At 73.2% G+C, this 25,637-nt stretch carries 21 protein-coding genes; 16 read left to right on the top strand and 5 right to left on the bottom strand.

Annotated features, from left to right (window positions below; translation table 11 throughout):
• The first annotated feature begins 178 nt into the window (after positions 1-178).
• The 7 genes from AB0B35_RS21705 to AB0B35_RS21675 all read left to right on the top strand — a co-directional run bounded on the left by AB0B35_RS21705 (position 179) and on the right by AB0B35_RS21675 (position 7,610).
• On the top strand, positions 179-1,624 hold the full coding sequence (locus AB0B35_RS21705; protein ID WP_361048277.1) for a cellulase family glycosylhydrolase: 1,446 nt from the start codon (positions 179-181) through the stop codon (positions 1,622-1,624).
• Positions 1,625-1,725: 101 nt separating this feature from the next.
• On the top strand, positions 1,726-2,724 hold the full coding sequence (locus AB0B35_RS21700) for an aldo/keto reductase (RefSeq protein ID WP_361048275.1): 999 nt from the start codon (positions 1,726-1,728) through the stop codon (positions 2,722-2,724).
• A 115-nt stretch (positions 2,725-2,839) separates the two neighbouring features.
• Positions 2,840-3,178, top strand: coding sequence for an RNA polymerase-binding protein RbpA (locus tag AB0B35_RS21695; RefSeq protein WP_120319291.1), 339 nt, complete (start codon positions 2,840-2,842; stop codon positions 3,176-3,178).
• A 108-nt stretch (positions 3,179-3,286) separates the two neighbouring features.
• Positions 3,287-3,781 (top strand): GNAT family N-acetyltransferase, encoded by a 495-nt coding sequence (locus tag AB0B35_RS21690; protein ID WP_361048273.1) that lies wholly within the window; start codon positions 3,287-3,289, stop codon positions 3,779-3,781.
• Positions 3,782-3,950: 169 nt separating this feature from the next.
• On the top strand, positions 3,951-4,994 hold the full coding sequence (locus AB0B35_RS21685; RefSeq protein ID WP_361048271.1) for a hypothetical protein: 1,044 nt from the start codon (positions 3,951-3,953) through the stop codon (positions 4,992-4,994).
• Positions 4,995-5,222: 228 nt separating this feature from the next.
• The gene (locus tag AB0B35_RS21680) at positions 5,223-6,659 is read left to right on the top strand and encodes a sigma-70 family RNA polymerase sigma factor (RefSeq protein WP_361048269.1); all 1,437 of its coding nucleotides are present in this window, start codon (positions 5,223-5,225) and stop codon (positions 6,657-6,659) included.
• A gap of 186 nt (positions 6,660-6,845) precedes the next feature.
• Positions 6,846-7,610 (top strand): sulfite exporter TauE/SafE family protein, encoded by a 765-nt coding sequence (locus AB0B35_RS21675; RefSeq protein ID WP_361048267.1) that lies wholly within the window; start codon positions 6,846-6,848, stop codon positions 7,608-7,610.
• Positions 7,611-7,613: 3 nt separating this feature from the next.
• Here the strand turns inward: AB0B35_RS21675 and AB0B35_RS21670 are convergent, their stop codons facing one another.
• Positions 7,614-8,159 (bottom strand): CGNR zinc finger domain-containing protein, encoded by a 546-nt coding sequence (locus AB0B35_RS21670; protein ID WP_361048264.1) that lies wholly within the window; start codon positions 8,157-8,159, stop codon positions 7,614-7,616.
• 88 nt (positions 8,160-8,247) lie between these two features.
• Between AB0B35_RS21670 and AB0B35_RS21665 the strand changes: the two genes are divergently transcribed.
• The 3 genes from AB0B35_RS21665 to AB0B35_RS21655 all read left to right on the top strand — a co-directional run bounded on the left by AB0B35_RS21665 (position 8,248) and on the right by AB0B35_RS21655 (position 13,593).
• Complete coding sequence (locus AB0B35_RS21665; RefSeq protein ID WP_361048261.1) at positions 8,248-9,216, top strand: DMT family transporter; 969 nt, start codon at positions 8,248-8,250, stop codon at positions 9,214-9,216.
• Positions 9,217-9,339: 123 nt separating this feature from the next.
• Complete coding sequence (locus AB0B35_RS21660) at positions 9,340-10,338, top strand: GGDEF domain-containing protein (protein WP_361048258.1); 999 nt, start codon at positions 9,340-9,342, stop codon at positions 10,336-10,338.
• 63 nt (positions 10,339-10,401) lie between these two features.
• Positions 10,402-13,593, top strand: a complete 3,192-nt coding sequence (locus tag AB0B35_RS21655) for a hypothetical protein (protein WP_361048255.1) — start codon at positions 10,402-10,404, stop codon at positions 13,591-13,593.
• Positions 13,594-13,786: 193 nt separating this feature from the next.
• Here AB0B35_RS21655 and AB0B35_RS21650 read toward each other — a convergent pair whose 3' ends face one another.
• Complete coding sequence (locus tag AB0B35_RS21650) at positions 13,787-14,977, bottom strand: GNAT family N-acetyltransferase (protein WP_361048252.1); 1,191 nt, start codon at positions 14,975-14,977, stop codon at positions 13,787-13,789.
• A 409-nt stretch (positions 14,978-15,386) separates the two neighbouring features.
• Here AB0B35_RS21650 and AB0B35_RS21645 point away from each other — a divergent pair, with 409 nt between their 5' ends.
• Positions 15,387-16,391 carry a LacI family DNA-binding transcriptional regulator gene (locus AB0B35_RS21645; protein ID WP_361048248.1) on the top strand — a complete coding sequence of 335 codons (1,005 nt, stop codon included), beginning with the start codon at positions 15,387-15,389 and terminating at the stop codon, positions 16,389-16,391.
• 8 nt (positions 16,392-16,399) lie between these two features.
• On the opposite strand, the gene AB0B35_RS21640 is transcribed toward AB0B35_RS21645, so the two are convergent.
• The gene (locus AB0B35_RS21640) at positions 16,400-17,224 is read right to left on the bottom strand and encodes an N-formylglutamate amidohydrolase (RefSeq protein ID WP_361048245.1); all 825 of its coding nucleotides are present in this window, start codon (positions 17,222-17,224) and stop codon (positions 16,400-16,402) included.
• Between the two features lie 65 nt (positions 17,225-17,289).
• Here AB0B35_RS21640 and AB0B35_RS21635 point away from each other — a divergent pair, with 65 nt between their 5' ends.
• The gene (locus AB0B35_RS21635) at positions 17,290-17,817 is read left to right on the top strand and encodes an NUDIX domain-containing protein (RefSeq protein WP_361048242.1); all 528 of its coding nucleotides are present in this window, start codon (positions 17,290-17,292) and stop codon (positions 17,815-17,817) included.
• Between the two features lie 6 nt (positions 17,818-17,823).
• Here AB0B35_RS21635 and AB0B35_RS21630 read toward each other — a convergent pair whose 3' ends face one another.
• Positions 17,824-19,188, bottom strand: coding sequence for a sulfatase-like hydrolase/transferase (locus AB0B35_RS21630; RefSeq protein ID WP_361048239.1), 1,365 nt, complete (start codon positions 19,186-19,188; stop codon positions 17,824-17,826).
• A gap of 112 nt (positions 19,189-19,300) precedes the next feature.
• Here AB0B35_RS21630 and AB0B35_RS21625 point away from each other — a divergent pair, with 112 nt between their 5' ends.
• Positions 19,301-19,585 carry a hypothetical protein gene (locus tag AB0B35_RS21625; RefSeq protein WP_361048237.1) on the top strand — a complete coding sequence of 95 codons (285 nt, stop codon included), beginning with the start codon at positions 19,301-19,303 and terminating at the stop codon, positions 19,583-19,585.
• A gap of 9 nt (positions 19,586-19,594) precedes the next feature.
• On the opposite strand, the gene clpX is transcribed toward AB0B35_RS21625, so the two are convergent.
• On the bottom strand, positions 19,595-20,854 hold the full coding sequence (gene clpX, locus AB0B35_RS21620; protein WP_361048235.1) for an ATP-dependent Clp protease ATP-binding subunit ClpX: 1,260 nt from the start codon (positions 20,852-20,854) through the stop codon (positions 19,595-19,597).
• Between the two features lie 102 nt (positions 20,855-20,956).
• Between clpX and AB0B35_RS21615 the strand changes: the two genes are divergently transcribed.
• The 3 genes from AB0B35_RS21615 (at position 20,957) to AB0B35_RS21605 (ending at position 25,521) form a co-directional block, all read left to right on the top strand.
• Entirely contained in the window at positions 20,957-22,093 is a 1,137-nt protein-coding gene (locus AB0B35_RS21615) for a helix-turn-helix domain-containing protein (RefSeq protein WP_361048232.1), read from the top strand.
• A 99-nt stretch (positions 22,094-22,192) separates the two neighbouring features.
• Entirely contained in the window at positions 22,193-23,917 is a 1,725-nt protein-coding gene (locus AB0B35_RS21610; protein ID WP_361048341.1) for a GTPase domain-containing protein, read from the top strand.
• The gene (locus AB0B35_RS21605) at positions 23,914-25,521 is read left to right on the top strand and encodes a GTPase (RefSeq protein ID WP_361048229.1); all 1,608 of its coding nucleotides are present in this window, start codon (positions 23,914-23,916) and stop codon (positions 25,519-25,521) included. Before AB0B35_RS21610 ends, AB0B35_RS21605 begins: the two co-directional genes overlap by 4 nt.
• The last annotated feature ends 116 nt before the right edge of the window (positions 25,522-25,637 follow it).

Raw genomic sequence — 25,637 nt, 5'->3', positions numbered from 1 at the left:
CGCTCTGCGCCGGTATGAGGCTTCGATCGATGGAGATGTTGCGAAGGGGTTTCCGGGGCCTTAAGCTTCCGTCGATGGGAGCGCTCCCGGTCTCTGGCCAGGGCGTTTGCAGCCTCCTCATTGCCCGATGAGGGTCCGGCCGGCGCGCCCCCACCCCGATCCCGACGAAAGGCTCGTCATGAGACTCCTCCCGCGCGCGTCCCGGCGCGCCCTGATCGCGGCCGGCGCGATCGGCGCCCTCGCCCTGGGCGTGACGATCGCGCTGCCCGCGGTCAACGCCATGGCCGCCAGCGGCTGCGCCGTCACGTACACCACCAACCAGTGGCAGGGCGGCTTCACCGCGAACATCACCATCAAGAACCTCGGCGACCCGATCGGCAACTGGACGCTGGGCTTCACCTTCCCGAACGGCCAGCAGGTGACCCAGGGCTGGTCGGCCACCTACACCCAGAGCGGCGCGGCGGTCACCGCCAGGAGCATGGACTACAACGGCTCGCTGGCCACCAACGCCTCCACCGGCATCGGCTTCAACGGCAGCTGGACCACCGCCAACGGGACGCCGACCTCGTTCACCCTGAACGGCACCGTCTGCACGGGCTCCACGACTCCCAGCTCGCCGGCCCCGAGCAACTCGGCGTCGCCCCGGCCGTCGGTGTCGCCCTCGCCGAGCCCGTCGCAGCCGACCGGGACCCCCGTCTCGATCAACGGGCAGCTGCACGTCTGCGGTGTGAACCTGTGCAACCGGTTCAACCGCCCGATCCAGCTGCGCGGCATGAGCACGCACGGCATCCAGTGGTTCGCCAACTGCTACAACGACAACTCGCTGAACGCGCTGGCGAGCGACTGGCAGGCCGACCTGCTGCGGGTGTCGATGTACGTGCAGGAGCAGGGCTACGAGACCAACCCGGCCGGGTTCACCAACCAGGTGAACAACCTCGTCGAGGAGGCCACCGAACGCGGCCTGTACGCGATGATCGACTTCCACACGCTGACCCCGGGTGACCCGATGTACAACCTGGACCGGGCGAAGACCTTCTTCGCCGCGGTGTCGGCGCGCCACGCGGCCAAGAACAACGTGATCTACGAGATCACCAACGAGCCCAACGGCGTGAGCTGGTCGACCATCAAGAACTACGCCGAGCAGGTCATCCCGGTGATCCGGGCGAACGACCCGGACGCGGTGGTCATCGTCGGCACCCGCGGCTGGTCGTCGCTGGGTGTCTCGGAGGGCGGCAACTCCACCGAGATCATCAACAACAAGGTCAACGCGACGAACATCATGTACGCGTTCCACTTCTACGCCGCCTCGCACAAGGACAACTACCGGGCCGAGGTGGAGCGGGCGGCGGCCGCGCTGCCGATCTTCGTCACCGAGTTCGGCACGGTCACCTACACCGGCGGCGGTGCGGTAGACCAGTCCAGCAGCACCGCCTGGCTGGACATGCTCGACCGTCTCAAGATCGGGTACGCGAACTGGACGTACTCCGACGCGAACGAGGGCAGCGCCGCGTTCAAGCCGGGCACCTGCAACGGCGGCCAGTACGCGGGCACCTCGGTGCTGACCGAGTCCGGCAACTTCATGCGCAACCGCATCCGCACCGCGGACAACTTCCCGACCAGCTGACCCGCCCCGATCAGCGGCGCGGCCCCCTCGTGCCCGGCGAGGGGGCCGCGCCGTGTCTTTCCGCTTGACCTGGAGCGCGCTCCAGCTTCTAGCGTGAAGGAATGAAAACGGTAGAACTCGGGCGCACCGGCGAGCAGGTCAGCCAGCTCGCTCTCGGTGCCATGATCATGGGAACCAGCACCGACGAGCCCACCTCCGTCGAGATGCTCGACCGGTTCCTCGACGCCGGCGGCAACTTCATCGACACCGCCAACTGCTACTGCTGGTGGGCGGGGGAGGGCAGCCCCGGCGGGGAGAGCGAGGAACTGCTCGGACGATGGCTGCCTGGCCGCCGGGACCGGGTCTTCCTCGCCACCAAGGGCAGCGCCATGGTCCCGGACCAGGACGGCCTGTGGCGCGACGGGCAGCCCGACTGGCCGCTGGCCCGCACCAGGTTCGAAGGAGCCGGAGCGGCCACCCTGACCAAGGCCGTCGACGACAGCCTGCGGAGGCTGCGCACCGACCACGTCGACCTCTACTACGTGCACGTCGACGACCGGGCCACGCCGCTGGAAGAGACCCTGGAGGCACTGGCCGGCATCGTCGCCGCGGGCAAGACTCGGTACATCGGCTGGTCGAACGTGCGCACCTGGCGGCTGGAGCGCATCCGGCAACTGTGCGCGGCCAACGGCTGGCCCGCGCCGGTCGCCCTGCAGCAGCAGCACACCTACCTGCGCCCGAAGGCGGGGCTGGACTCCGCCTCCATCGTGGACGACGAGCAGCTCGACTACCTGCGCGAGCACGACGACCTGTCGCTGGTGGCCTACTCGCCGATCCTGAAGGGCGTCTACGACTCGGCGGCCAAGCGGGACGGGCACTGGGCCATGGCGAACTACGAGGGCCCCGACGCCCAGGCGCGGCTGGCCGCGGTCGCCGAGGTCGCCGCGGAGCTGGGCGCCACCCCGAACCAGGTGGTGCTGGCCTGGCTGCTGCGGGCCTCGCCCACCACGATTCCACTGGTGGGTCCGCGCACCTTGGCGCAGTATGAGACGGCGCACGCCGCACTCGACGTGGTGCTGTCGGACGAGCAGGCCGCGCGCCTGGACGCCGCCGGGGCCTGACGTGTCGGGTTGTCGCGCTGGTGCCGGACGCGTACTGTCGTCTGCCGCTGGGGAAACACGACGGGTGTGCGCGTCGTTGCGTCACCAGAGGCCATTTCAACTGTGAGGAGCTGGTATGGGCGAGCGCGTGCTGCGGGGAAGCCGACTTGGCGCCGTCAGCTACGAGTCTGACCGCAACACCGAGTTCGCGCCCCGGCAGACCCGTGAGTTCTCGTGCGTCAACGGGCACCGGTTCGAGGTGCCGTTCGCCGTGGACGCCGAGGTGCCCTCGACGTGGGAGTGCAAGTTCGACGGGGCCGTGGCGCGGCTGGTCGACGGCACCGAGCCGGAGCAGAAGAAGGTCAAGCCCCCGCGCACCCACTGGGACATGCTGCTGGAGCGCCGCTCGATCGAGGAGCTCGAGGAGATCCTGAACGAGCGGCTCGCCGAGGTCCGCACCAAGCGCGGTCGCTGATCCGACATCGCCGATGCCGGCGCCGGTCCCCGAGACCGGCGCCGGCATTCGTGTGTCCGCGGATAACCCGAGGCGAGGCTGCGGGCCGCTCGGGTAGCGTCCCGGCGCATGGGTGAACTGCAGCGCCTGACGGCCGCGCACGCTCCGGCCCTGCTGGCGTTCGAGACCGCCAACCGGGCCTGGTTCGCCCGGAGCATCGCCGACCGGGGCGACGACTACTTCGCGCACTTCGCGCAGCGGCACGCCGCGATCCTCGCCGAGCAGGCCGCCGGGCTGCACCACTTCCACGTCGTGGTCGACGCGTCCGGGGCGATCGTGGGCCGGGTCAACCTGGTCGACGTCGCCGACGGCCGGGCCGAGCTGGGGTATCGGATCGCCGCGAGCGCCGCCGGAAAGGGCCTGGCCACGGCGATGGTGGCGCAGGTCTGCGCGCTGGCCGCCGGTGCGTACGCGCTGAGCGGGCTCACCGCCGTGACGACCCTCGACAACCCCGCCTCGGCCGCGGTGCTCCGGCGCAACGACTTCATTGTCGACGGGCCGATCACTCTCGGTGACCGTCCCGGCATGCGTTACTCCCGTGACCTGGAGATCCAGCGGGATTGACGTCTTCTGCGGGCGTCTCCGTCACGTACCGCGACCTCGGAGACTTTCCCGCGCCGTCGTGGCGCGGTAATCTGCCTGGCGGCCGCGCCCGTACAGAGTTCCCCTCACCCCTGGCGGCCGCCGCCGCGTGCCCGTGTCCGGCGCGGCGGACGACGGAAGGATTCCGCACGTGCCCACCCCGGTGCGCCGCCCCCGCCCCGCATCCCTGTTCGCCCTGCTCGTGGCCGCTGTGTTGCTGGTCACCACGTTCGGGACGCCCGCTCACGCCGAGCCCAACGAGATCCCGTCGACCAAGGTCGCTCAGGCGCGCCAGAACCTGGAGAGCGCCGCCGGGCAGTACCTGGAGGCCGAGGCGGCGCTGGCCAAGGCGAAAAAAGAGCAGACGTCCATGAACCAGACGCTGCTCACCGCGGAGAACAAGTACACGCGCGTCCGTGCCGGTGTCGCCAAGTACGCCGCCGAGGCCTACAAGTCCGGGCGGCTCGGCGTCATCGGCGTCATGCTGAACGCGAACTCGCCCGACCAGTTCCTGGCCCGCTCCGCGGCGTTCGAGAAGCTGACCGCCCGCGACGAGGCCCGCATCAGCGAACTGGTCGAGGTGCGCACTGAGATCAACAATGCCAAGGCGGCCGTCGACGCCTCCGTGCGGGAGCAGGCCAAGCACCTCGCCGAGATGGCGAAACTGCGCAAGGCGGCCGACAAGGCGCTCAGCGCGCTCGGTGGCGAGGCCACCCGTGGCTGGGTCGACCCGGACTCGCCGCTGGCCATCCCGGCCAAGCGCAACGCCGACGGCACCTGGCCCAAGGAGGTCTGCAGCATCAACGACCCCACCCGGCCCTCGTCGAGCGCCTGCATCACGCCCCGCACGCTGCACGCTTACGAGCAGGCGCGCGAGGACGGGTTCAAGCGGTACACGTCATGCTGGCGCCCGGGCGACATGTACGAGCACCCCAAGGGCCGTGCCTGCGACTTCTCGGCCGCGGCGGGCGGCTTCGGCGGCACGGCCTCCGGCGGCGACCGCACCTACGGCAACAAGCTGGCCGCGTACTTCGTGAAGAACGCCAGCGCGCTCGGGGTCATGTACGTCATCTGGTTCTGCCAGGTCTGGACCGCCACCGGCGGCGGCTGGCACAGATACTCGCCGACCGGCGCGAGCTGCGGCGACTCCCCCTCCGCCGACCACACCGACCACGTCCACCTCTCGGTCTACTGAAAGGAAGGGCACCTGCACATCGCCATGCGTGGTGGAGGGTGCCCTTCTTGACGCGCCGCAGGTCCGCCGCTCGGTGCGGCCGTCCGGTCACGGGACGCGACCGGGCGGGCTCGATTTCCGTCACGCGAGCGGGCTCGCCGCTCGCGTGGACAGAAATTCTCGCGTTGGGTGTAATGGCGCGACCGGTAGCGGGACTTATCAGTGACACCGCTACCTCGGGAGGCAGTCATGCGGTCAGACACGTCCCTCGCCAGGGCCGCCGCGGCAGGCGACCGCGAGGCCTTCGACCGGCTCTACCGGCTGTACCGGCCGGGCCTGCTCGGTTTCGTGTCCCGGCAGGTCGGCGACCGGCACACCGCCGAGGACGTGGTGCAGGAGACGTTCCTGGTCGCCTGGCGTGACCTGGCCAAGCTGCGCGACCCGGAGGCGATCCGGACCTGGCTGTTCTCCATCGCGTACAAGCGGGCGATGTCGGCCGCGGCCCGGGTCGCGCCCGCGCCGCTGCCCGATCCGGCGCTGCTGGTCGACGACACCCCGGGCCGCCACCCCGAGCAGGCGGCTGAGCAGCGGGAGGCGTACGAGCTGGTCTGGGCCGCCGCACACGGGCTCGAACCGCGCCAGCGCGCGGTGCTGGAACTCAACGTGCGCTGGGAGCTGTCCAGCCGCGAGATCGGCGAAGTCCTCGGCGTCGGCACCGCCCACGCCGCCGTGCTGGTGCACCGCTCGCGCGCCGCGCTGGGCAGCGCGGTGCGCACCGTGCTCATCGCCCGCCGCCACGGCCGCTGCGCCGGGCTCGACGCCATCGTGCACGGCCGCAGACGGTTGACCTCCCGCGAACGCTCCCAGGTCGACCGGCACGTGCGCGGCTGCGACCGGTGCCGCCGCCTGTCGGCCCGCAACGGCGCGTACGCCGTGCTCGCCGCGCTGCTCGCGCTCACCGACGGGCCGGTGCCGGGCGGTTCGACGCCGACCAGTCCGGCCGCCGCGATCGCCGCCGCGGGTGCCCGGGGGCTGCGGCTGCCCGGCAAGCTGGCGCTCGGCTCGGCGGCCACCGTGCTGGCCGCGACCGGGGTGTACGCGCTGGTTCCGCTGGCCCTGGAGGTCCCGGCGGCCGACCGGGCCGGGACCGCCGCTGCCGCCGCCGCGGCGGGCGCGGCCCCCGGCTCCGCGTCGCCCTCGATCTCGGCCTCCGGGTCGGCGTCGCCGTCAGCGGCCGCCAGCCCGTCGGTCTCGCCCTCGGCTGCCGCGTCGGTGCGGCCCAGCCCCACCAAGGCCGCCGCCCCGTCGACGCTGGAGGGGCAGATGCTGGCGCTGGTCAACCAGGCCCGCAAGAGCGCCGGCTGCGGTGCCCTGCGCGCCGAGCCGAAGCTGGACAAGGCCGCCCGGCTGCACAGCGCCGACATGGTCAAGCGCAACTACTTCTCGCACACCACCCCGGACGGGGTCAGCCCCTGGGACCGGGCCAAGGCGGCAGGCTACGACCAGCCGTCGGCGGAGAACATCGCCGCGGGCAACGCCACCGCCAAGGCGACCATGCAGCAGTGGATGAACTCGCCCGGCCACAAGGCGAACATCCTGAACTGCTCCTACAAGGCCATGGGCGTGGGCCGGGCGACCGGCGGCACCTACCGCTACTACTGGACCCAGATGTTCGGCTTCCGCTGAGCTGTAATGGGGCGTCCTGACCGTGCGCGCGGTCCCGCCTTCCGGCCGGCGACATCGACGCGGTGACCTTCGCCGCATCGTGGCGGAAGCCGCCACCGGGCCGCCTAGGCTCGCGTCATCGGATCATGAGTATCCGGGTGGCGGCGACCTGTCGGCGTCGACCGGCCCGGGGAAGGCGCGGCAAGGATGCAGACGACGCTGACCGTCGCCGAGGGCGCGGCGGTGCTGCTGGCCGGGATGGCCGCGGGCGGGATCAACGCGGTGGTGGGCTCCGGCACGCTGGTGACCTTCCCGGTGCTGCTGGCCCTGGGTTACCCGCCGGTCGTCGCGAACGTCTCCAACACGGTCGGCCTGGTGCCCGGCTCGCTGTCCGGGGCGTACGCCTACCGCAGGGAGCTGGCCGGGCACGGCCCGCTGCTGCTGCGCCTGGGCACCGCCTCGACACTGGGCGCGCTGCTCGGCGCGGTGCTGCTGCTGTGGCTGCCGCCCGGCGCGTTCAAAGCCATCGTGCCGGTGCTGATCGGCCTGGCCCTGGTGCTGGTGATCCTGCAGCCGCGGCTGGCCCGGTCGCTGGCGACCCGCCGGCCCGACCGGGACCGGCGGGTGGGCCCGCTGCTGCTGCTCGGCGTGTTCGGCGCGGGCGTGTACGGCGGCTACTTCGGCGCGGCCCAGGGCGTGCTGCTGCTGGGCCTGCTCGGGGTGCTGCTCTCCACCGACCTGCAATGGGTCAACGGCATCAAGAACCTGCTGGCCGCGCTGGTCAACGGCGTCGCCGCGGTGCTCTTCATCGCGCTGGGCATGGTCGCCTGGCAGCCCGCCCTGCTGATCGCGGCGGGCTCGGTCGTCGGCGGCCTCATCGGCGGCCGCTGGGGGCGCCGACTTCCCCCGACCGCCCTGCGCGCCCTCATCGTCGTGATCGGACTGATCGCGATGTTCCAGCTTCTCACCTGAGGTTCAGGCGCGGGCGGCGGCCTTGCGGGCGCGGTACGCGGTGACCGCGGCGCGGTTGCCGCACCCGGCGTCGCAGAAGCGCTTGGACCGGTTCTTGGACAGGTCGACGACGACGTCCCCGCAGTCGGGGTGCTCGCAGATGCGCAGCCGGCTGAGTTCACCGCCGCGGACGACGTCGACGAGCGCCATCGCCGCCTCGACCGCCATCCGGGTGGCCAGCGGCGCGTCGGCGGGCGTGGCGTGCAGGTGGTAGTCCCACTCGTCGTGCTTCACCAGCTGGGGGAGCGCGTTCGACTCGCGCAGCAGCGCGTTCACGATCTCGACGACCTCGTCCTCGTCGGCCTCCCAGATGCGGCGCAGCCGCGGGCGCAGGGCCCGCACCGCGCGCAGCTCGGCCTCGGTGTGCTCGCGGCCGCCGGTCCAGCCGTACGCCCGGAAGAAGTCGTCGAGCGCGGCCAGGTCGGGCAGCTTCTCGCCGTCCGAGCCGGTGGTGTTGACCAGCGCGGCGGCGGCCACCAGCGCGACTTCGGTGTCATGGGCAAAAAGCATCTTGACTCCTGTCATCCCACCGGTCTACTGTCATCAGCATAAACCTGTTTTACTCATGACGTTCAAGGCAGTCTCCGAGGTGAGTTCCATGCAGACCCAACGCTCCGCCGGTGTCGGCCTCGGTCTGGCCCTGCTGTCGGCCGCGACGTTCGGCACCTCCGGCACCTTCGCCCGGTCCCTGATCGAGGCGGGCTGGTCGGCCGAGGCCGCGGTCGCCGCCCGGGTGGGCATCGCCGCCCTGATCCTGGCCGTGCCGACCGTTCTCGCGCTGCGCGGCAAGTGGCACGTGCTCCGCGCCAATCTCGGCTCGATCGGCGTCTTCGGGCTGCTCGCCGTCGCCGGGGCGCAGGTCGGTTTCTTCAACGCCGTCCGCTACCTGCCCATCGGTGTCGCGCTGCTCCTGGAATACCTGGGCATCATCCTCGTCGTGTTCTGGATGTGGGCGCGCCACGGCCAGCGGCCGCGTGCGCTGACCCTGGCGGGGTCGGCCGCGGCGATGCTGGGGCTGTTCTTCGTGCTCGACCTGACCGGTGACGGCGGCTTCGACCCGGTGGGCGTGCTGTGGGGCCTGGGCGCGGCGGTCGGCCTGGCGGCGTACTTCGTGCTCAGCGCGCGGGTCGACGAGCGGCTGCCGTCGGTGGCCATGGCCAGCAGCGGCATGGCGATCGGCGCGGTGGTGCTGCTGGCGCTGGGCGCGCTGGGCGCGCTGCCGCTGCGGGCGACCTTCGGTGACGTCACCTTCGCCGGTGAGCGGATGAGCTGGCTGGTGCCGATCGTGGGGCTGTCGCTGGTGGCCGCGGTCATCTCGTACGTCTCCGGCATCGGCGCGGCCCGGATCCTCGGCGCGCGGCTGTCGTCGTTCGTCGGGCTGACCGAGGTGCTGTTCGCGGTCCTCATCGCCTGGCTGTTCCTGGGCGAACTGCCGGTGCCGGTGCAGCTGCTCGGCGGCGCATTGATCATCGGTGGCGTGGTGCTGGTCCGCATCGACGAGCTGCGGCCCGCGCCGGCCCCGGCGGACGACGTCGCGGCCGTCCAGCAGCGGGTGCTGGTGGGCTAGGGAGAGTAAGGAAGGCCGGGGCGGGTCCTGCTCTACCGGCAGCCGTCGCAACTGCAGCACTATGTCAGCGGCGTCAATCGGGACGGCAACCGCGATCTGGAGATCGTCGGGCTGAACCGGCGGGTGCTCGCCGACGCCATCCCGGCCAACCAGGGCAAGCTGTTCGCCGAGGACCGTGGTGGCGAGGTCGCCGCAACCATGCGCGACGGCACGCCGCGCGCGTTCAGCGAGCTGAACGCCGACTTCCCGGCCGGGATCGAGCTGGTGGCAGTGCCCATGCGGGCCGCGCAGAACAAGATCGTCGGGGCGGTGCTGCTGGAGTACACCCCGCTCTACCGGCAGTTGCTCGCCGCCGGGGGCGAGACGCGCCAGCTCATCGTCACCGCGAGTCTGACCGGCATGGCGGCCGCGCTGGCGCTCGGCTTCCTGCTGTCACACGGCCTGGTCCGGGACCTGCGGCGGCTGACCCGGGCCGCGGACCTGCTGGCCGCCGGGGACGGCAGCGCGCGGGCCACCGTCGGCAGCCGCGGGGAGCTGGGCGAGCTGGCCGGTGCCTTCAACGCGATGGCCGACCGCATCGCCGTGCAGAAGGCCACGCTCACCGAGCTCGCCGGCCGCGACCCGCTGACCGGCCTGCACAACCGGCGCTCCTTCGCCGAGCGGCTGACCGGCGCGCTGGCGTACGCCGACCGCACCGGCACCCCGGTGGCGCTGCTCATGCTGGACCTGGACCACTTCAAGTCGGTCAACGACCGGTACGGCCACCCCGCGGGCGACCAGGTGCTGCGCGCCGTGGCGGCGCTACTGGTGCGGGAGCTGCGGGCGGTGGACGTGGCGGCGCGCCTCGGCGGCGAGGAGTTCGGCGTGCTGCTGCCCGGCATCGGCCACCGGGACGCGACTGCGGTCGCCGGTCGGCTGCGGGCCGCGATCGCGCGCTGCCCGGTCGTGCACGCGACGGCCACCGTCCTGGTGACCGCGAGCATCGGCGTCGTCTGCTACCCCTGGCACGCCCGGACCGGCGAAGAGCTGTTCGAACGTGCCGACGACGCGCTCTACCACGCCAAGCGGGCCGGGCGTGACCGCGTCAGCGGGCCGCCCCCGCCGCAACCAGCCGGCCGGTGACGGGGCGGTTCCGTTGGAAAATCGTGATCAAAGCAGGGGCAGGACAGCCACTACGATGCGAGCGTGTTTCATGTTCCCCGCGCCCGGAAACCGTATCCGCTGCTCGCCGCAGCGGTCGTCCTGCTGCTGCTCGGCGCGGGCGTGGCCTGGGGCGTCGGGGACGCGCTCGGCCTGAGCCACACCCCCGCCGCCGTCCCGCGCGAGGACGCGGCCGCAGCACCGCTGCGCGAGGCCGTGCCCGCGCCGCCGCTGGCCGCCATCGTCGTGCCCGACGTGCTGCGCCTCACCAAGGCAGCCGACGCGGTCGCCGACGCCCTCGCCTCTCGCGGCCTGCCCCGCCCGGCGATCACCAGGATGTCTGCGCTGCCCGGCACGCCGGCGCTCGCCGCGACCGGGAACGCGACAACCGCGACCGGGACAACCACGAACGGGGCGACTTCCGGGGCGACCCCCGCGACCGCGACACCAGCGACGGGGGCACCCGCGGGAGGCGCGCCCGCGACAGCCCGGGCGACCACGTTGCGTGCCGGGGTGCTGGCGACCCTCGCGCCCGCTGCCGACTCCTACCGGCTCACCGCGCGCGGCGCGGAGCTCGCCGTCGACGGCTCCGACGTCGCCGGGACGGCGGACGGCCTCTACCGGGTCGCCGACCGTATCCGCTCGGGCATCGCCGTCATACCCGCCGGGGACGACGGCCGGGTGATCACGCCGCGCCTCGGGCTGCGGCTGACCGACGCAGGTTCGGTCGGGCGCGAGCCCGACGCCGCCGCGTTCGCCGCGGGCGACGACTACAACCTCAACACCGACGTGGTCGGCGAGGCCCTGCTGCCGGAGGCCCCGTGGGTCGACGCGGCGGCGGTGGCGCGGATCGGCGACCAGTTCCGGCAGTTCGTGGACCACTCCGCGGGCCAGGGCTACAACGGCGTGGTCGTGCCGGGCTTCCTGGAGTACGTCACGTTCGCCAAGGTCGGCGACGGCCGGGCTGTGTATCCGGCGGGTGACACGCACGTCGACCGGGCCAGGGCGCTGGTCGCCGCGTTCGGGCCGGTCTTCCGGTACGCCGAGGACATGGGCATGAAGGTCTTCCTGCTCACGGACATGCTCGCGGTGTCGCCGCCGCTGGAGGCGTACCTGCAGCGCACCGTGGGTGGGCTGGACGTCGCCGACCCCCGGCTGTGGGCCGTCTACCAGGCGGGCCTGGCCGAGCTGTTCGAGAGCCTGCCGTTCGTGGACGGGCTGATGGTGCGCATCGGCGAGGGCGGCGAGGTGTACGCCCAGAACGGCTGGGACTACTCGTCGCGGCTGGCGGTCACCACCGACGACGCGGTGCGCGCGATGCTGCGGGCGCTGCTGGACACCGCGGGCAGGGCCGACCGGGAGGTCATCTTCCGGACCTGGACCGTCGGCGTCGGCGCGGTCGGCGACCTGCACACCAATCCCGACTCGTACCGGCAGGTGCTGGGCGGGTTCGACGACCCGCACCTGATCGTGTCGACCAAGTACACCCTCGGCGACTTCTACAGCCACCTGCCGCTCAACTCGACGCTGCTGGCGGGCGAACATCGCCGGATCGTGGAGTTCCAGGCCCGGCGGGAGTTCGAGGGCTTCGGCTCGCTGCCCAACGACCTCGGCGTGCTGCACCGGCAGGCGCTGCGCGAGTTCCTGGCCGCGAACCCGAAGGTCGAGGGCGTCTGGAACTGGACGCAGGACGGCGGCCCGCTGCGCGCCGGCCCGATGTCGCTCTACCTGCGCGCGGGCTTCTGGCAGCTGTACGACCTCAACACGTACGCCGTCGCGCGGCTGGCCTGGGACCCCGACGCCGATCCGGCACAGCTGACGGCCGACTGGGCGTACCGCACGTTCTCCGGCGATCAGGCCACGGTCGCGGCGATCGGGCAGGCCATGGCGCTGTCCCGGGAGGCGCTGACCAAGGGGCTGTACATCGGGCCGTACGCGGACCGCACGGTCAAGGCGCTGGGCCTGGAGCCGCCGCCGATGATGTGGATCTTCGAGTGGGACATCGCGACCGGCGACTCGGCCGCCCTCGACAGCATCTACGCCGTGACCGGCGGCCGGGTCGACCAGGCGATCGCCGAGGGTGAGCAGGCCGCCGTGCTGGCCCGGCGCATGCGCGACCTGGTGGCCGTGACCGACCCGGCGACCTGGCGTGATCCGCGGCTGCGCACGTCGTTCACGCGCACCCTCGACTACCAGGTCAACCTGTTCGAGACGCTGGGCGCGTACCGCGCCATGGTGCTGCGCCACGCGCAGTGGCTGGACACCGGCGACCAGGCCGCCTACGACGGCTGGCGCGACGCCGAGATCGTCTACCGCGGCGCCCGCGACGTGCACACCCAGCGCTACGGCAGTGACCTGGACCTGCCCGCCTACAACTTCACCGCAGCCGACCTCGGTGCGGTGCGGGCCGACCGCGACCCGGCGATGGCCTGGGCCGCTCGCGGGCTGCTGGTGCTGATCCTGGTCGTGTTCCTGCTCGGCCTGCGGGGACGCGGCCGGGGCGGCCGGGCCGCGCGGGCGCTGCTGCTCGGCGCGGTGCGCCCGTGGCGGGTCGCCGGCCTGGAGTCGCCGCCGTCCCGCCTGGACCGGGTGCTGGTCTGGCTGGTGCCCGCGTTCGTGCTGGTGGCGAGCCGGGCGGTGTACACCTGGTTCGCGGCCCCGGCGCACCTGCTGGTGACGCTGGGCGGCTGGCTGCTGTTCGCGGCCGTGGCCCGGCTGGTCGTCGGCCGGCGCGACCCGTTCCACCTGTGGGCCGTCATCGGCGGTGTCGCCCTGCTGCGTTGCGTGCTGCTGCTGGCGGCGCTGGCCGGGCGCGGGCCGGGTAGGTACTGGTTCGCCTTCTGGACCTCGCCCGCGCAACGCTCGGTCTACGTCACGGTGGCGTTCGCCGCGTTCTGCTGGCTGTTCGTGGCCACCGCCGTCGTCCTGCGCGACCGGTACGGCCTGCTGCGCCGCCGCGCCGTCGGCCTCACCCTGGCCGCGATGGGCGTGCCGCTGGGCCTGATCGGCGGCCTGATCGCCGCCATCGGCCTGGAACGCGCCCTCACCGTCTGGAACGACCAGCTGGCACTGCTCCCCTGGGGCCTGTCCCGCATCCTCGGCATCACCGTCTACCTCGGCATCCCCGCCGACCTGCCCACCTACGCCGCCTACGCCGGCCTGTCCCTCACCACCTGCGGCCTCCTCCTGTCCCTGGCCCGCCGCCACCCCGAGGCAGACGGCACCCACCCCGCGTGAAGGAAGGGCACCTTCACATCGCTGAGCGATGTAGAAGGTGCCCTTCCCCTCGCGATGGCGGGCGCACGCTGGACCTCTGCCGCGTGCACGCGGCGTTCGGCGTGGCGGCTCCTGCTGTCGCCGGCCCAGAAGCACGTGGCGGCATCCTGCTGCCGCCGGTCGAGTAGCACGTGCGGCAGCCTGCTGGCGCCGGTCAGAAGTAGTCGTGCAGCGTCGGCGGCGGACCCGCGGTCGCGGTACGCAGCAGCTCGTCGGTGTCCGGGTCGCCGCCGGTCAGGAAGCCGGTGCGGCGCAACTGCTCCGGCGTGGCGGCACCGGCGTACCAGGCGGCCAGGCCACGCGGGGTGAGCCGCACCGTGCCCGCGCCACCGGGCTCCAGCCGGCCCTCACCGCCGGACAGGGAAAGCCGCCACCGGCCCTGCTGCCACGGGCACACGTCGTCGACCAGGTCCAGGTGAACCTCGCCGGTCAGGTGCCGCGGCCAGCCGCGCGCCGCGACCGCCCCGGCCGCGTCGACGACCCGCACCATCCAGGGCTGCGCCGTGTGCACCTTGGCGTCGATCCGGGCGATCAGCGACCAGGCCGGGTCGGTCGCGCCGAGCCGGAGCAGCGTGGTCGGCGCGACGCTGGCCCAGCCGCCGAACATCGCCAGCAGCGTGCGGGTCGCCTCCGGGGTCAGCCCGATCAGGTCGTCGACGGTGAGCCGGCCGCTCGCGTCGTAGCCGGGACCGCGATCCCAGCTCGCATAACCCACGATGGTCCCGGTGTCGTCCACGGCGACGGTGAAGCCGTGGTAGTCGGCCAGCAGCTGGGCCGGGGTCGCGCCGAACGCCGGGCCGGAGCGCTCCATCAGGCCGGCGCCCGCGCGGGCGACCTGGCGGTAGATCTCGTGCACGGCCGGGATGTCGTCCTCGGTCGCGGGCCGCAGCGTGGTCTTCGGGTCGGGGCGGATCGCGCCGAGCACCCGGGTGGACACCGTCCAGTAGACCAGCGCGCCGACCTCCTCCCAGCCCAGCGCCCGGTACGGCAGCGGGGTGGTGTCGAACAGGGTGCTGATCACCGCACCGCGCTCGCGCGCCCCCTCCAGCAGCCGGGACAGCACCAGCCGTCCGAGCCCGCGCCCGCGCAGCTCGGGTGCGGTGGCGACGCCCGCGACGCCGCTGGTCGGCACGACCCGCCCGCCGAACCACTGGCCCTGCTCGCGGTCCACGGCCTTGGCGACCATCCGCCCGGCCGGGTCGAACACCCCGAGCGTGCGGCGACCGGGCGAGTTCGAGTTCCAGTTCTCGGGCATGGGCTGCTCGTGGTAGCCGAAGGCGAGACTGCCCAGGTCCCAAGCCAGCTTGTTGTCATCCGGCCCCAACGGGCGCACCTCGTACGTCACCCGGCCATCCTGCCAGCCGCCCCACCGCCCGTCCTGCGGTTATCTCCCGACGCGTAGTCGCGCGGGAAATCGACATGGCTGGAAGCGGTTCCAGTCGGCTGAAAATTACATGCGGCAGGTGCCTACCACTGTTCGGTTGTTGCTGGCGAGAGTTTCGGACACTTGTCTTGACGTCTTAACGCGACACTCCTATCTTGCAACTGGAAGCGCTCCCGGTTTTCCCCGGCTTCCGGGCAAGCCGGTGTGCTGGGCATGAGCCGTCGCAGCACGGGATTCGGTGACATCAGCCGTGTGTCCTGTGCGCCGCTCCCTGTCCCGGTGGGAAAGTAGGGCCCGGGAGCGCTTCCAATAACCCTGCGGTGACGCGTACGCTCTTGCCACCGTCTCCGCAGAGGGGTGTCACGGCTCCATGGGTCCCAAGCGTCAGCCGACGCTCGACGAGGTCGCGGCACGGGCGGGTGTGTCGCGCTCCGCCGCCTCCCGCGTCATCAACAACGCCCGGCACGTCAGCCAGGCCAAGCGCGACGCCGTCGAGCGGGCCGTCGCCGAGCTGGGTTTCGTGCCGAACCCCACCGCGCGGGCGCTGGCCACCCAGCAGGTCGGCGCGGTGGTGCTCGCGCTGTCCCACCACGACCCGGCCCAGTTCACCGATCCGTTCTTCGCGCAGATCATCCTGGGCGTCAACGCGGAGCTGGAGAAGACCGACCTCGAACTGCTGCTGGTGCTGGCCAACACGACCCAGGGGCAGGCCCGGCTGCAGCGCATCCTCAAGTCCCGGCGCGCCGACGGCGTCATGCTCATGGCGCTGCGCGGCGACGATCCGCTGGCGGCGCTCGCCGACCAGCACGACGTCCCGGTCGTCTTCGGCGGCCGCCCGCTGCACGGCGAGCCCCGCTGGTACGTCGACGCCGACAACCGGGGCGGCTCCCGGCTGGCCACCGAGCACCTCATCGGCCTCGGCCGGCGGCACATCGCCGTCATCACCGGCCAGCTGGACACCGACGCGGGCGCGTCCCGGCACCGCGGCTACCTCGACGCGATGGCGGTGGCCGGGTTGAGCCCGTCCCGGGTCGAGCACGGCGACTTCACCGAACCCGCCGGCGCCGCCGCGATGACCCGGCTGCTGGCGGCGTATCCGGAGGTGGACGGGGTGGTCGCCGGGTCGGACGCGATGGCCGCGGGCGCGCTGCGCGCGCTGAAGGCACACGGGCGCTCGGTGCCCGGCGACGTCGCCGTGGTCGGGTTCGACGACCTGCTGACCGCGCTACACACCGACCCGCAGCTGACCACTGTCCACCAGCCCGTCCACGGGCTCGGCCGGGAGATGGCGAAGATGCTGCTCAGCCTGATCGCGGGCGAGGAACCCCACCCGCTGATCCTGCCCACCCGCCTGGTCCGCCGCGCCTCGGCCTGACCCGCGCGTCAGGCCTTCTCCAGGGCGTCGACCAGCGTGGCCAGCGACGCCGCCAGGCGGTCCAGGCCGGAGTGCGGGTCGCCGCCGGGCTCGGACTGGTACAGGTCGCGGCGGATCTCGACCATCAGCGCCGACACCCGCTCGTCGGTGCCGTAGTGCTTGAGCGGCACGTAGCAGCCGGCGAACGGGGTGTCGAAGGCGACCTCGTAACCCGCGAAGGCCTTCGCGGCGGCGTCGCGCAGCCACGGCGGGGTGTGGGCGAGGTCCGTGCCGAGGCAGATCTGCGGGCGCGGGCCGTCGCCGTGCAGCTCGTACGGCAGCGCGAGCGCGGGGTAGGAGTGCACGTCGACGACGATCGCGCGGCCGGTCGCGGCGAGCCGCTCGTCGACCAGGTCGGTCATGCCCTGGGCGTACGGGTGGAAGTGCGCGTCGAGCAGCCGCTGGGCGAAGGCGGGGTCGTCGGGGCGCAGCCGCTGCCCGTGCGAGGTGTGCGTGTACACCGCGCCCATGCCGACGGCGGCCATCTCCTCGCGCTCGTCGGGGAATCGCTCCGGGTCCACCACCAGCCGTGACCACTCGTTGACGAACGTCCAGGGCCGGACTCGGGCCGCCCCGGCCGCCCGAGCCGCGATCAGGTCGGTGTGCGCGTCGGTCATGTGGTCGAGTTCGGTGAGCAGCGCGGCGTCGTCGAGCGCGATCGAGGCCCGCGCGGGCCCGCTGATCTGCCGCGACGCGTGCGGCACGTGCAGGACCACCGGCGACGAGGCGTCTCCCTGGCCGACCTGGAACACCGGAACCGACATGCTGGCCACCCGCTCTCTGAAGATCAGCATGACGGTATCGGGCGGGTACGACAGGCCCGCGCACCCTTGGCCCGCGTACGTGTTGAATGGGCGGCATGGGTGAGCAGGAGCCGCGGTCGGCGGGGGAGTTGCTGGACATCGTCGACGCGCAGGACCGGGTGGTGGGGCAGGCGACCCGGGCGGAGGCGTACGCCCGGCGGCTCACCCACCGCTGCGTGTTCGTGCTGGCCCGCACCGGCGACGGGCGGCTGTTCGTGCACCGGCGCACCGCGCAGAAGCTGGTCTTCCCGTCCTGCTACGACATGTTCGTGGGCGGGGTGGTCGGCGCCGGGGAGACCTACGACGACGCCGCGCTGCGCGAGGCCGAGGAGGAACTCGGCGTCACCGGCCTGCCCGCGCCGCGGCCGCTGTTCACCTTCCTCTACGAGACCCCCGAGCACTCCTGGTTCTCGGCCCTGTACGAGGTCCGCTGCGACGGGCCGGTGGACCCGCAGGTCGAGGAGGTCGCCTGGCACGCCTTCCTGACCGAGGACGAGCTCGCCGCCCGGCTCGGCGAGTGGGACTGGGTGCCCGACGGGCTCCAGGCCTGGCACCGCTACCAGGCCTGGCGCGCCCGGGGCTGACGCCGGTCAGGGGCAGGTCGCGCCCGCGCACTGCTGCCAGGCGGCCAGGGTCGCGGCGTCGGCGCCGACGTCGGGGTCGTTGCCCCGGTCGGCGTCGCCGAGCAGGTTCACCAGCTCCCACGGGTCGGCCGCGAGGTCGTAGTACTCCTGCGAGATCGGGTTGCCGGCGAGGTCGGTGTACCGGGTGAACTGGCGGTCGCCGAGTGCGACGCGGGAGGCCCAGGTCGGGAAGCCGCCGTTGTGCGAGTCCTGCCAGTACTCCAGCAGCGTCGCGTCCCGCCGTACCCCGCCACGCAGGTCGCGTCCGTCGAGCGGGTAGCCGGCGGTGAGCCCGGCCGCGGCGAGCACCGTCGGGGTGACGTCGACGGTCGAGGCGAGGCGCTCGTCGGACCCGCGCGGGATGTGCCCGGGCCAGGACAGGTACAGCGGCACCCGGTAACCGGCCGCGTACGGCATGAACTTCTCGTCGAGGCCGTGCTCGCCCCAGAACTTGGCGTTGTCCGAGACCAGCACGACGAGCGTGTCCCGCAGTTCGCCGAGGCGGTCCAGGCGCTCGCGGACCCGGGCCAGCGTGTCGTCGACGGAGAGCAGGGTGCGCAGCTGGCCGAGGCGGATGACGTCGCCCTCGGCGCGGGTCGCGCGGTGGCGGCGCACGTACGCCGGCTTGTCGGAGCGGTCGGCCTCGCCGACGGCGGGGCTGGGCTGCCAGTCGAAAGCGCGCTTGGCGTACTGCGGCTCGGGGGTCCACGGGGCGTGCGGGGCGGTGAAGCCCGCGTACACGAACCACGGCTTGGCGTCGTCGGCCTCGAATCCGTCGAGGTAGGTGTTGACCTGCTGGCCGATGAACGTCGTCGAGTACGGCACGCGCCGCTGCCTGCCGTCGACGACGAACCGGGCGTCGGTGTACCCGCCGCCGACCAGCGCCGAGCTGTCGAAGCCGGGCGGCGTCTCGTCCAGCGCCCAGTTGTTCGTGAACTTGCCGACGGCGGCGGTGGCGTAGCCGGCGTCGTGCAGCGTGTGCTGGAGCGTGCGGGTGTGGTCGAGAATGCCGACGTCCGCCTGGTGCAGCACTCCGTGGTTGTGCGCGTACTGGCCGGTCAACAGAGTGGCCCGGCTGGGGCCGCAGCTCGGTGTGGCCGCCACGGTGTTCGGGTACGCGGTGCCGTCGGCGAGCCACGCCATGGTCTGCGGCAGCGCGGCCATGCCCTCGGGCCGGGCGTCGTCGAGCACCACCATCAGCACGTTCGGCCGGGTCTGCCGCTCGCGGTCGGGGTCGGCGTGGACCGGGCCGCCGCCCAGGACGGCGGCGGTGGCCAGGGCCGCCGTCAGGATCGCGGCCAACCGCCGCCCGCGGCGCATCACGTATCGCATCAGGACAACCTTTCACCCAAGGTCATCCGCAGGTCGGCTGAAACGCCAGTTCACGACGTGATCAGTTTGTTAACGACCATCGCGTCGGGCCGCGCGGACCAGCGTTCCAGACGTGACCGTGTTGCTGACCCGATCCGACGTCGAGCGTGCGGTCGACGTGGACGAGGTGCTGGAGGTGCTCGGCGAGGGCTTCCGCGCGCCCGCTCCGGTGCAGCCGCCGCTGCGGGTGCGCACCGAGCTGCCCGGACCGGGGACCGCGACCTGCCTCATGCCGGGGCTGCTGCCGGGCGTGCCCGCGTACACGGTGAAGGTCAATGCCAAGTTCCCGGACGCCTCGCCCGCGCTGCGCGGCGTGGTCTGCCTGCACGACCTGGAAACGGGCGAGCTGCTGGGCTGAGCGCGCCGGTCAGGCCGTGTCGGCGCGGCGGGCGCGGCGACGGGCGGGATGGTCGCGGGGGACCAGGGTCGGGTTGACGTTGTCCAGCACCGTCGCCCGGTCGATCACGACGCGGGCGACGTCGTCGCGGCTGGGCACCTCGTACATCACGTTGAGCAGGATCTCCTCCAGGATGGCCCGGGTCGCGCGGGCGCCGGTGCGGCGCAGCAGCGCCTGCTCGGCGATGGCCGCGACCGCGTCGGTGGTCACCTCCAGCTCCACCCCGTCCAGCTCGAACAGCAGCTGGTACTGCTTGATCAGCGCGTTGCGCGGCTCGGTGAGGATGCGCATCAGGGTGGCCCGGTCGAACGGGCGCACCGTGGTCACGATGGGCAGCCGCCCGACGAACTCGGGGATCATCCCGAAGGTGACCAGGTCGGCGGGCATGACCTCGTCGAGGCTGGGTTCGGCGGCCTGGATGCTGGCCCCGAAGCCGATGCCGCGCCGCTGCGAGCGCCGCTCGATGATCTCCTCCAGGCCGGCGAAGGCCCCGCCGAGGATGAACAGCACGTCGGTGGTGTCGATCTGCAGGAACTCCTCGGCGGGCTGCTTGCGCGAGTTCGGCTGCGGCACCCGCACCGTGGTGCCTTCGAGCATCTTGAGCAGGGCCTGCTGGACGCCCTCGCCGGAGACGTCGCGCACGGCGGTGCGGTCCGCGCCGCCGCGGGCGATCTTGTCGATCTCGTCGATGTACACGATGCCGGTCTCGGCCCGGCGCAGGTCGCCGTCGGCGGCCTGGATCAGCTTGACCAGGATGCTGTCGACGTCCTCGCCGACGTATCCGGCCTGTGTGAGTGCGGTCGCGTCGGCGATCGCGAACGGCACGCCCAGGGTGCGGGCCAGGGTCTGCGCCAGGTAGGTCTTGCCGCAGCCGGTCGGCCCGATCAGCAGGATGTTGGACTTGCCCAGCTCGACCGGCTGCTCGCCGGCGACGGCCGGGCCGCGGGCGGCGACCCGCTTGTAGTGGTTGTAGACCGCCACCGACAGCGCCGTCTTCGCGGTCTCCTGGCCGACGACGTACTGCTCCAGCGCGGCGTGGATGTCGCGCGGGGTGGGCGGGCGCAGCAGCGTGGCCGCCGCCTGCTCGGTGGCCTCTTCCTCGATCAGCTCGTTGCACAGACCGACGCACTCGTCGCAGATGCAGACCTGCCCGGGGCCGGAGATGAGCTTGCGCACCTGCCGCTGGGTCTTGGCGCAGAAGGAGCAGGCCAGCACGTCGCTGCGGGTCACGGGCGCTCCTCGGGGGTCGTCGACCCTCAGATGATACCGCCAGATGATGACAACATTCGAGTGCCGCGTTATCTTGCTAACCGGACGGACACGGGAGCAGGGATGAGCCGCCTCACCAGGGCTGAGACGCAGCAGCGCAACCGCGCCGGCGTGCTGTCGGCCGCCCGCGCCGAGTTCGCCGCCCGCGGCTACCGGGAAGCCACCGTCGACGGCATCGCCGAGCGGGCCGGGCTGACCCGGGGCGCGGTCTACTCCAACTTCCCCGGCAAGCGGGCCCTCTACTTCGCTGTTTTGGCCGATGACGCCGAACGCGCACCCGAGCCGCCGCCGGCACTGGCCCGCACGGCGGGGCAGGCGCTGGGGGCGTACGCCCGGGCGGCACTGGCCCGCCTGCCGGTGGCCACCCGCGCGCCCGGCGCACCGTCCCCGCTGGACCTGGTGCCCGAGGTGCTCGACGACGACCGGGTCCGGCGGCCCCACGCGCAGCTGCTCAAGCTCCAGGCGATCCTGCTCGGGCTGGCCCTGGAGCGGCTCACCGCCGAACGCGCGCCGGGTCCGGCGCAGCGGCGGGTGCGGGTGTCCGAGGCCGCTCTGACCACACTGCAGGGCGCGAGCGTGCTGGCGCAGACCTCGCCCGGTTTCGTCGAGCCGTTCCACGTCGTCGCCACCTGCGAGCACCTCGGCGAACTCGACCTGCACGACCGCTGGCAGCCGCTGTACGCCGACTACGTCGCCCCGCCGCGCCCGGCCGACGAGCCGTGGCCCGCCGCCGGTGGCGAGGAGTCCGCGCCCCTCGACGCGGTCCACGGCGAGCCCGTGGACCTGCGCGCCGACGGGGTGGTGGCCGTGCTCGGCCTGCACCGGCTGGCCGCGATCGAGGACGCGGTGCGCACCGCGCCGCCCGGCGCCCAGGTCACCGCGGTCCTCGTCAGCGGCGCGCCGGGAGAGCTGATGCCGCTGGCGCGGCTGATGCTCGCCGAGTTCCGCCGCTGCCTGTCCGCGGCGTTCCCGCGCCGTGCGTGGCCGGGCCTGCGCATCGTGTACGACGAGAGCGGCGCGCTCGCCGCGGCGGCCGGTGTGGACGCCGTCAGTGACGCGACCGAGTCCGCGGTGCGCGTCGTGTCCGGACGGATCACCGCCCGCGCCGAGGGCTACGGCGCGTGCCTGGCCGCCGCCAGGGCGGCCGCCGCGTTCACGGCATCGGCGGCGGGCGGTGGCCGGGGCGGGTCCGTCGTTTGAGGCTGCCCGGCGGGGCGCGGGAACGGCGCGCGATGATCGTGTTTCCGGCACAGGCCCGTCGCGGGGCATAGTTTCCGCCATGCTGGATATGTGGTGGCAATGACGGACGCGGGGCTGGGCGGGGCACTGACGCGGCTGCGCGACGCGCTCACCGGGGTGCGCTACCCGCTGGCCCTGCCGGGCGCGGCCGCCGCCACCAGCCTGGCCAAGGCCACCGCCGGGCAGCTCGACGACTACCTCATCCCGCGACTGGCCCGGCTGGACGCGCCGCTGCTGGCCGTCGCGGGCGGCTCCACGGGCGCGGGCAAGTCCACTCTGGTCAACAGCCTGGTGCGGGCCCCGGTCAGCGTCGCGGGCGCGCGCCGGCCCACCACGCGGGCGCCGGTGCTGGTCTGCCATCCTTCCGACGCTGCCTGGTTCAGCGAGGCCAACCTGCTGCCGCGGCTGGGCCGCACCGGCAGTGCCGACAGCGGCGGCATCGGACTGCTGGTCATGCCGGTCGCGGTGCTCAGCCCCGGGGTCGCGCTGCTCGACTCGCCCGACATCGACTCCGTCGAGGAGGACAACCGGGCGCTCGCCGAGCAGCTGCTGGCCGCCGCGGACCTGTGGCTGTTCGTCACCACCGCGGTCCGCTACGCCGACGCGGTGCCGTGGGAGCTGCTGCACGCCGCCCGTGACCGGGGCACCGCAGTGTCGATCATCCTGAACCGCGTGCCACCCGGAGCCGACGCCGAGGTGACGCCGCACCTGACCGAGATGCTGGCCGAGCACGGCCTCGGCGGGGTGCGCATGTTCGTGCTCGACGAGCAGCGCCTGGACCAGCACGGGCTGCTGTCCGAACAGGCCGTCGCCCCGCTGCGCGAATGGCTGGACGAACTGGCCCGCTCCGCCGCGGCCCGCGCGGCCGTGGTGCGCCAGACCGTCGACGGGGCCGTCGCTGCGCTGACCCCGGCCACCGCCCGGCTCGCCGCCGAGGCCGACGCCCAGGCCGAGGCCGTCACGGCGCTCGGCGCGTCGGTCGACAACGCCTACCGCGAGGCCGCCAACGCCGTCGACCAGGGCATCCGCGACGGCACCATGTTCCGCGGCGAGGTGCTCGCCCGCTGGCAGGAGCTGGTCGGCACGGGCGAGTTCATGCGTAGTCTGCAGGCTCGGGTCGGGCGGCTGCGTGACCAGCTCGTCAGCGCGATCACCGGCCGGCCCCGCCCTGCCGACGAACTGATCACGGCGATCGAGTCGCAACTGGTCGTCTTCGTGCACGGCGCGGCCGCCGACGCCGCCGAGCACGCGGCCGCCGCCTGGCGGGCCCACCCCGCAGGCGGTGAGCTGCTCGCCGCGAACCCGGGCCTGGCCCGGGTCGGCCCCGACATCGACGCCCGCGCCGACCGGGTCGTGCGCGACTGGCAGCGCGGGGTGCTCGACCTGGTCCGCGACGAGTCCGGCGGCAAGCTGTTCGCCGCGAAGTTCAGCGCGTACGCCGTCAACGCGCTCGGGCTGTGCCTGATGATCCTGGTGTTCGCGGCCACCGCGTTCATCCCGACCGGTGCGGAGATCGCCGTCGGGGCCGGGGCCACCGTCGCGGCGCAGAAGGTCCTCGAAGCCATCTTCGGCGACGACGCCGTGCGCCGCCTGGCCGAACGGGCCCGGCAGGACTTCCTGGCCAAGGTGGACGGGCTGCTCCAGCAGGAGGCGGCCCGCTTCCACGCCGTACTCGACGGCACGGGGGTGTCCACGCAGGACGGTGACCGCCTGCGCGCCGCCGCCGCTGCCGTCGACACCGCCCGCCGGGCCGACCCGATCTCCCAGGACGGGGCCGCCGGGTGAGCGCGCCGACGGTGGTCGAGCGCATGGCCGCGCTCGAACGGTTCACCGCCGCGACCGCCGACCGGCTGCCCGAACGCGACCTGGCCCCGGCCCGCGCGCTGATCGGGCGCGCCGGGGAGCGGCTGGCCCTGTCGCAGCTGCACACGGTGGTGGCGCTGGCCGGGGCGACCGGCACCGGCAAGTCCAGCATCTTCAACGCGCTGGCCGGGGTGCCGCTGTCGCAGACCGGCGTACGCCGCCCCACCACCGGCGAGGCGCACGCCTGCGTATGGGGATCCGACAGCGCCGACCCGCTGCTCGACTGGCTCGGCGTCGACCGCCGCTACACCCGCGACGGCGGCACCGAGCCCGACCTGTCCGGCCTGGTGCTGCTCGACCTGCCCGACTACGACTCGGTGCAGGCCGCGCACCGCGCCGAGGCCGACCGGCTGCTGTCCGTGGTGGACCTCATCGTCTGGGTGCTGCATCCGCAGAAGTACGCCGACAAGATCGTGCACAGCGGCTACCTGGCCCGGTTCCACCGCCACCGCGAGATCACCGTCGTCGCGCTCAACGCCGCCGACCTGCTGTCCGCCGCCGACCTGGAGGACTGCACGGCGGACCTGCGCCGCCTGCTGGCCGCCGACGGCCTCGACGGGCTGCCCGTGCTGACCACCTCCACGGTCGGCCCGCCCGGCCTGGACCCGCTGGTCAAGGCGATCCGGCAGGCGGTGGTCGCCCGCCAGGCCGCGGTGCGGCGGCTGGCCGCCGACCTCGACGAGGTCACCGCCGCGCTTGCCCCGGCCGTCGCCGCCGACCCGCCGAAGACCGCCCTGGACGCCGAGGCGAGCAAGGCGCTGACCGCCGCCCTGTCCCAGGCCGCCGCGGTGCCGACGGTGGCCGCCGCGGTCGAGAACGCCTACGTGCACCGGGCCCGCAAGATGACCGGCTGGCCGCTGCTGCGCTGGATCCGCCGGACCCGGCCCGATCCGCTGGAGCGCCTGCACCTCGGCGACCACCGGGCCGCCGTGCCGGCCGCGACCTCGCTGGCCCCGGCCTCACCCGCCGCCACGGCCGCGGTCTCCAAAGCGCTGCGCGAGGCCGCCGACCGGGCGAGCGCGCCGCTGCCCGCGCCGTGGCAGGACGCCATGCTCGCGGCGGTGCGCTCGCATCGCGACGAGCTGCCCGACGCGCTCGACCGCGCCGTCGCGCAGACCGACCTCGGCGTCGCCCGCAAACGCTGGTGGTGGCGCGCGGTCGGGCTGCTGCAATGGCTGGTCACCGCAGTGGCGCTGGTCGGGCTGCTGTGGCTCGGCGTACGGCTGGGCATGCAGGCGCTGGCGCTGCCGCCGCTGCGTACGCCCATGGTGGACGGCTGGCTGCCGATGCCGACGGCCCTGCTGGCAGGTGGCCTGCTGGCCGGGTTCCTGATCGCGGTGCTGGTGCGCCCGGTGGTCCGGCTGGCCGCCCGCGCCCGCCGCCGCCGCGCCGCCAAGCGGTTGCGCGCGTCGGTGCAGGGTGTGGTCAGGCAACTGGTCGAGGCCCCGGCGACCGCGGTTCTCGCCGACTACACCGCCGCCCGTGCCGCCCTGCGTGAGGCCGCCGGCGCGGGGGGCCGGCGCTGACCCGAGGTCCAGCCGAGCCGCCGTCAACCGACGCAACGCCTTGAACAGGGAATATGCTTCTTGAAGGGCCTCCGCCAGGGCTTCGGACATGCCTCCGTTCAGGAAGGCTGTGAAGT

Origin of the sequence: Catellatospora sp. NPDC049133, assembly GCF_040648455.1 — a bacterium.
GTDB lineage: Bacteria > Actinomycetota > Actinomycetes > Mycobacteriales > Micromonosporaceae > Catellatospora > Catellatospora aurea.
This window is presented reverse-complemented; position numbering and strand designations above follow the sequence as displayed.

Excerpts from the sequence above, each read along its gene's own strand:
- AB0B35_RS21615 (WP_361048232.1), top strand. The coding sequence starts at position 20,957 with ATGAGCCGCCTCACCAGGGCTGAGACGCAGCAGCGCAACCGCGCCGGC.
- AB0B35_RS21635 (WP_361048242.1), top strand. The coding sequence starts at position 17,290 with ATGGGTGAGCAGGAGCCGCGGTCGGCGGGGGAGTTGCTGGACATCGTC.
- AB0B35_RS21645 (WP_361048248.1), top strand. The coding sequence starts at position 15,387 with ATGGGTCCCAAGCGTCAGCCGACGCTCGACGAGGTCGCGGCACGGGCG.
- AB0B35_RS21700 (WP_361048275.1), top strand. The coding sequence starts at position 1,726 with ATGAAAACGGTAGAACTCGGGCGCACCGGCGAGCAGGTCAGCCAGCTC.
- AB0B35_RS21675 (WP_361048267.1), top strand. The coding sequence starts at position 6,846 with ATGCAGACGACGCTGACCGTCGCCGAGGGCGCGGCGGTGCTGCTGGCC.
- AB0B35_RS21680 (WP_361048269.1), top strand. The coding sequence starts at position 5,223 with ATGCGGTCAGACACGTCCCTCGCCAGGGCCGCCGCGGCAGGCGACCGC.
- AB0B35_RS21705 (WP_361048277.1), top strand. The coding sequence starts at position 179 with ATGAGACTCCTCCCGCGCGCGTCCCGGCGCGCCCTGATCGCGGCCGGC.
- AB0B35_RS21670 (WP_361048264.1), bottom strand. The coding sequence starts at position 8,159 with ATGCTTTTTGCCCATGACACCGAAGTCGCGCTGGTGGCCGCCGCCGCG.
- AB0B35_RS21690 (WP_361048273.1), top strand. The coding sequence starts at position 3,287 with ATGGGTGAACTGCAGCGCCTGACGGCCGCGCACGCTCCGGCCCTGCTG.
- AB0B35_RS21630 (WP_361048239.1), bottom strand. The coding sequence starts at position 19,188 with ATGCGATACGTGATGCGCCGCGGGCGGCGGTTGGCCGCGATCCTGACG.
- AB0B35_RS21695 (WP_120319291.1), top strand. The coding sequence starts at position 2,840 with ATGGGCGAGCGCGTGCTGCGGGGAAGCCGACTTGGCGCCGTCAGCTAC.
- AB0B35_RS21665 (WP_361048261.1), top strand. The coding sequence starts at position 8,248 with ATGCAGACCCAACGCTCCGCCGGTGTCGGCCTCGGTCTGGCCCTGCTG.
- AB0B35_RS21640 (WP_361048245.1), bottom strand. The coding sequence starts at position 17,224 with ATGCTGATCTTCAGAGAGCGGGTGGCCAGCATGTCGGTTCCGGTGTTC.
- AB0B35_RS21610 (WP_361048341.1), top strand. The coding sequence starts at position 22,193 with ATGACGGACGCGGGGCTGGGCGGGGCACTGACGCGGCTGCGCGACGCG.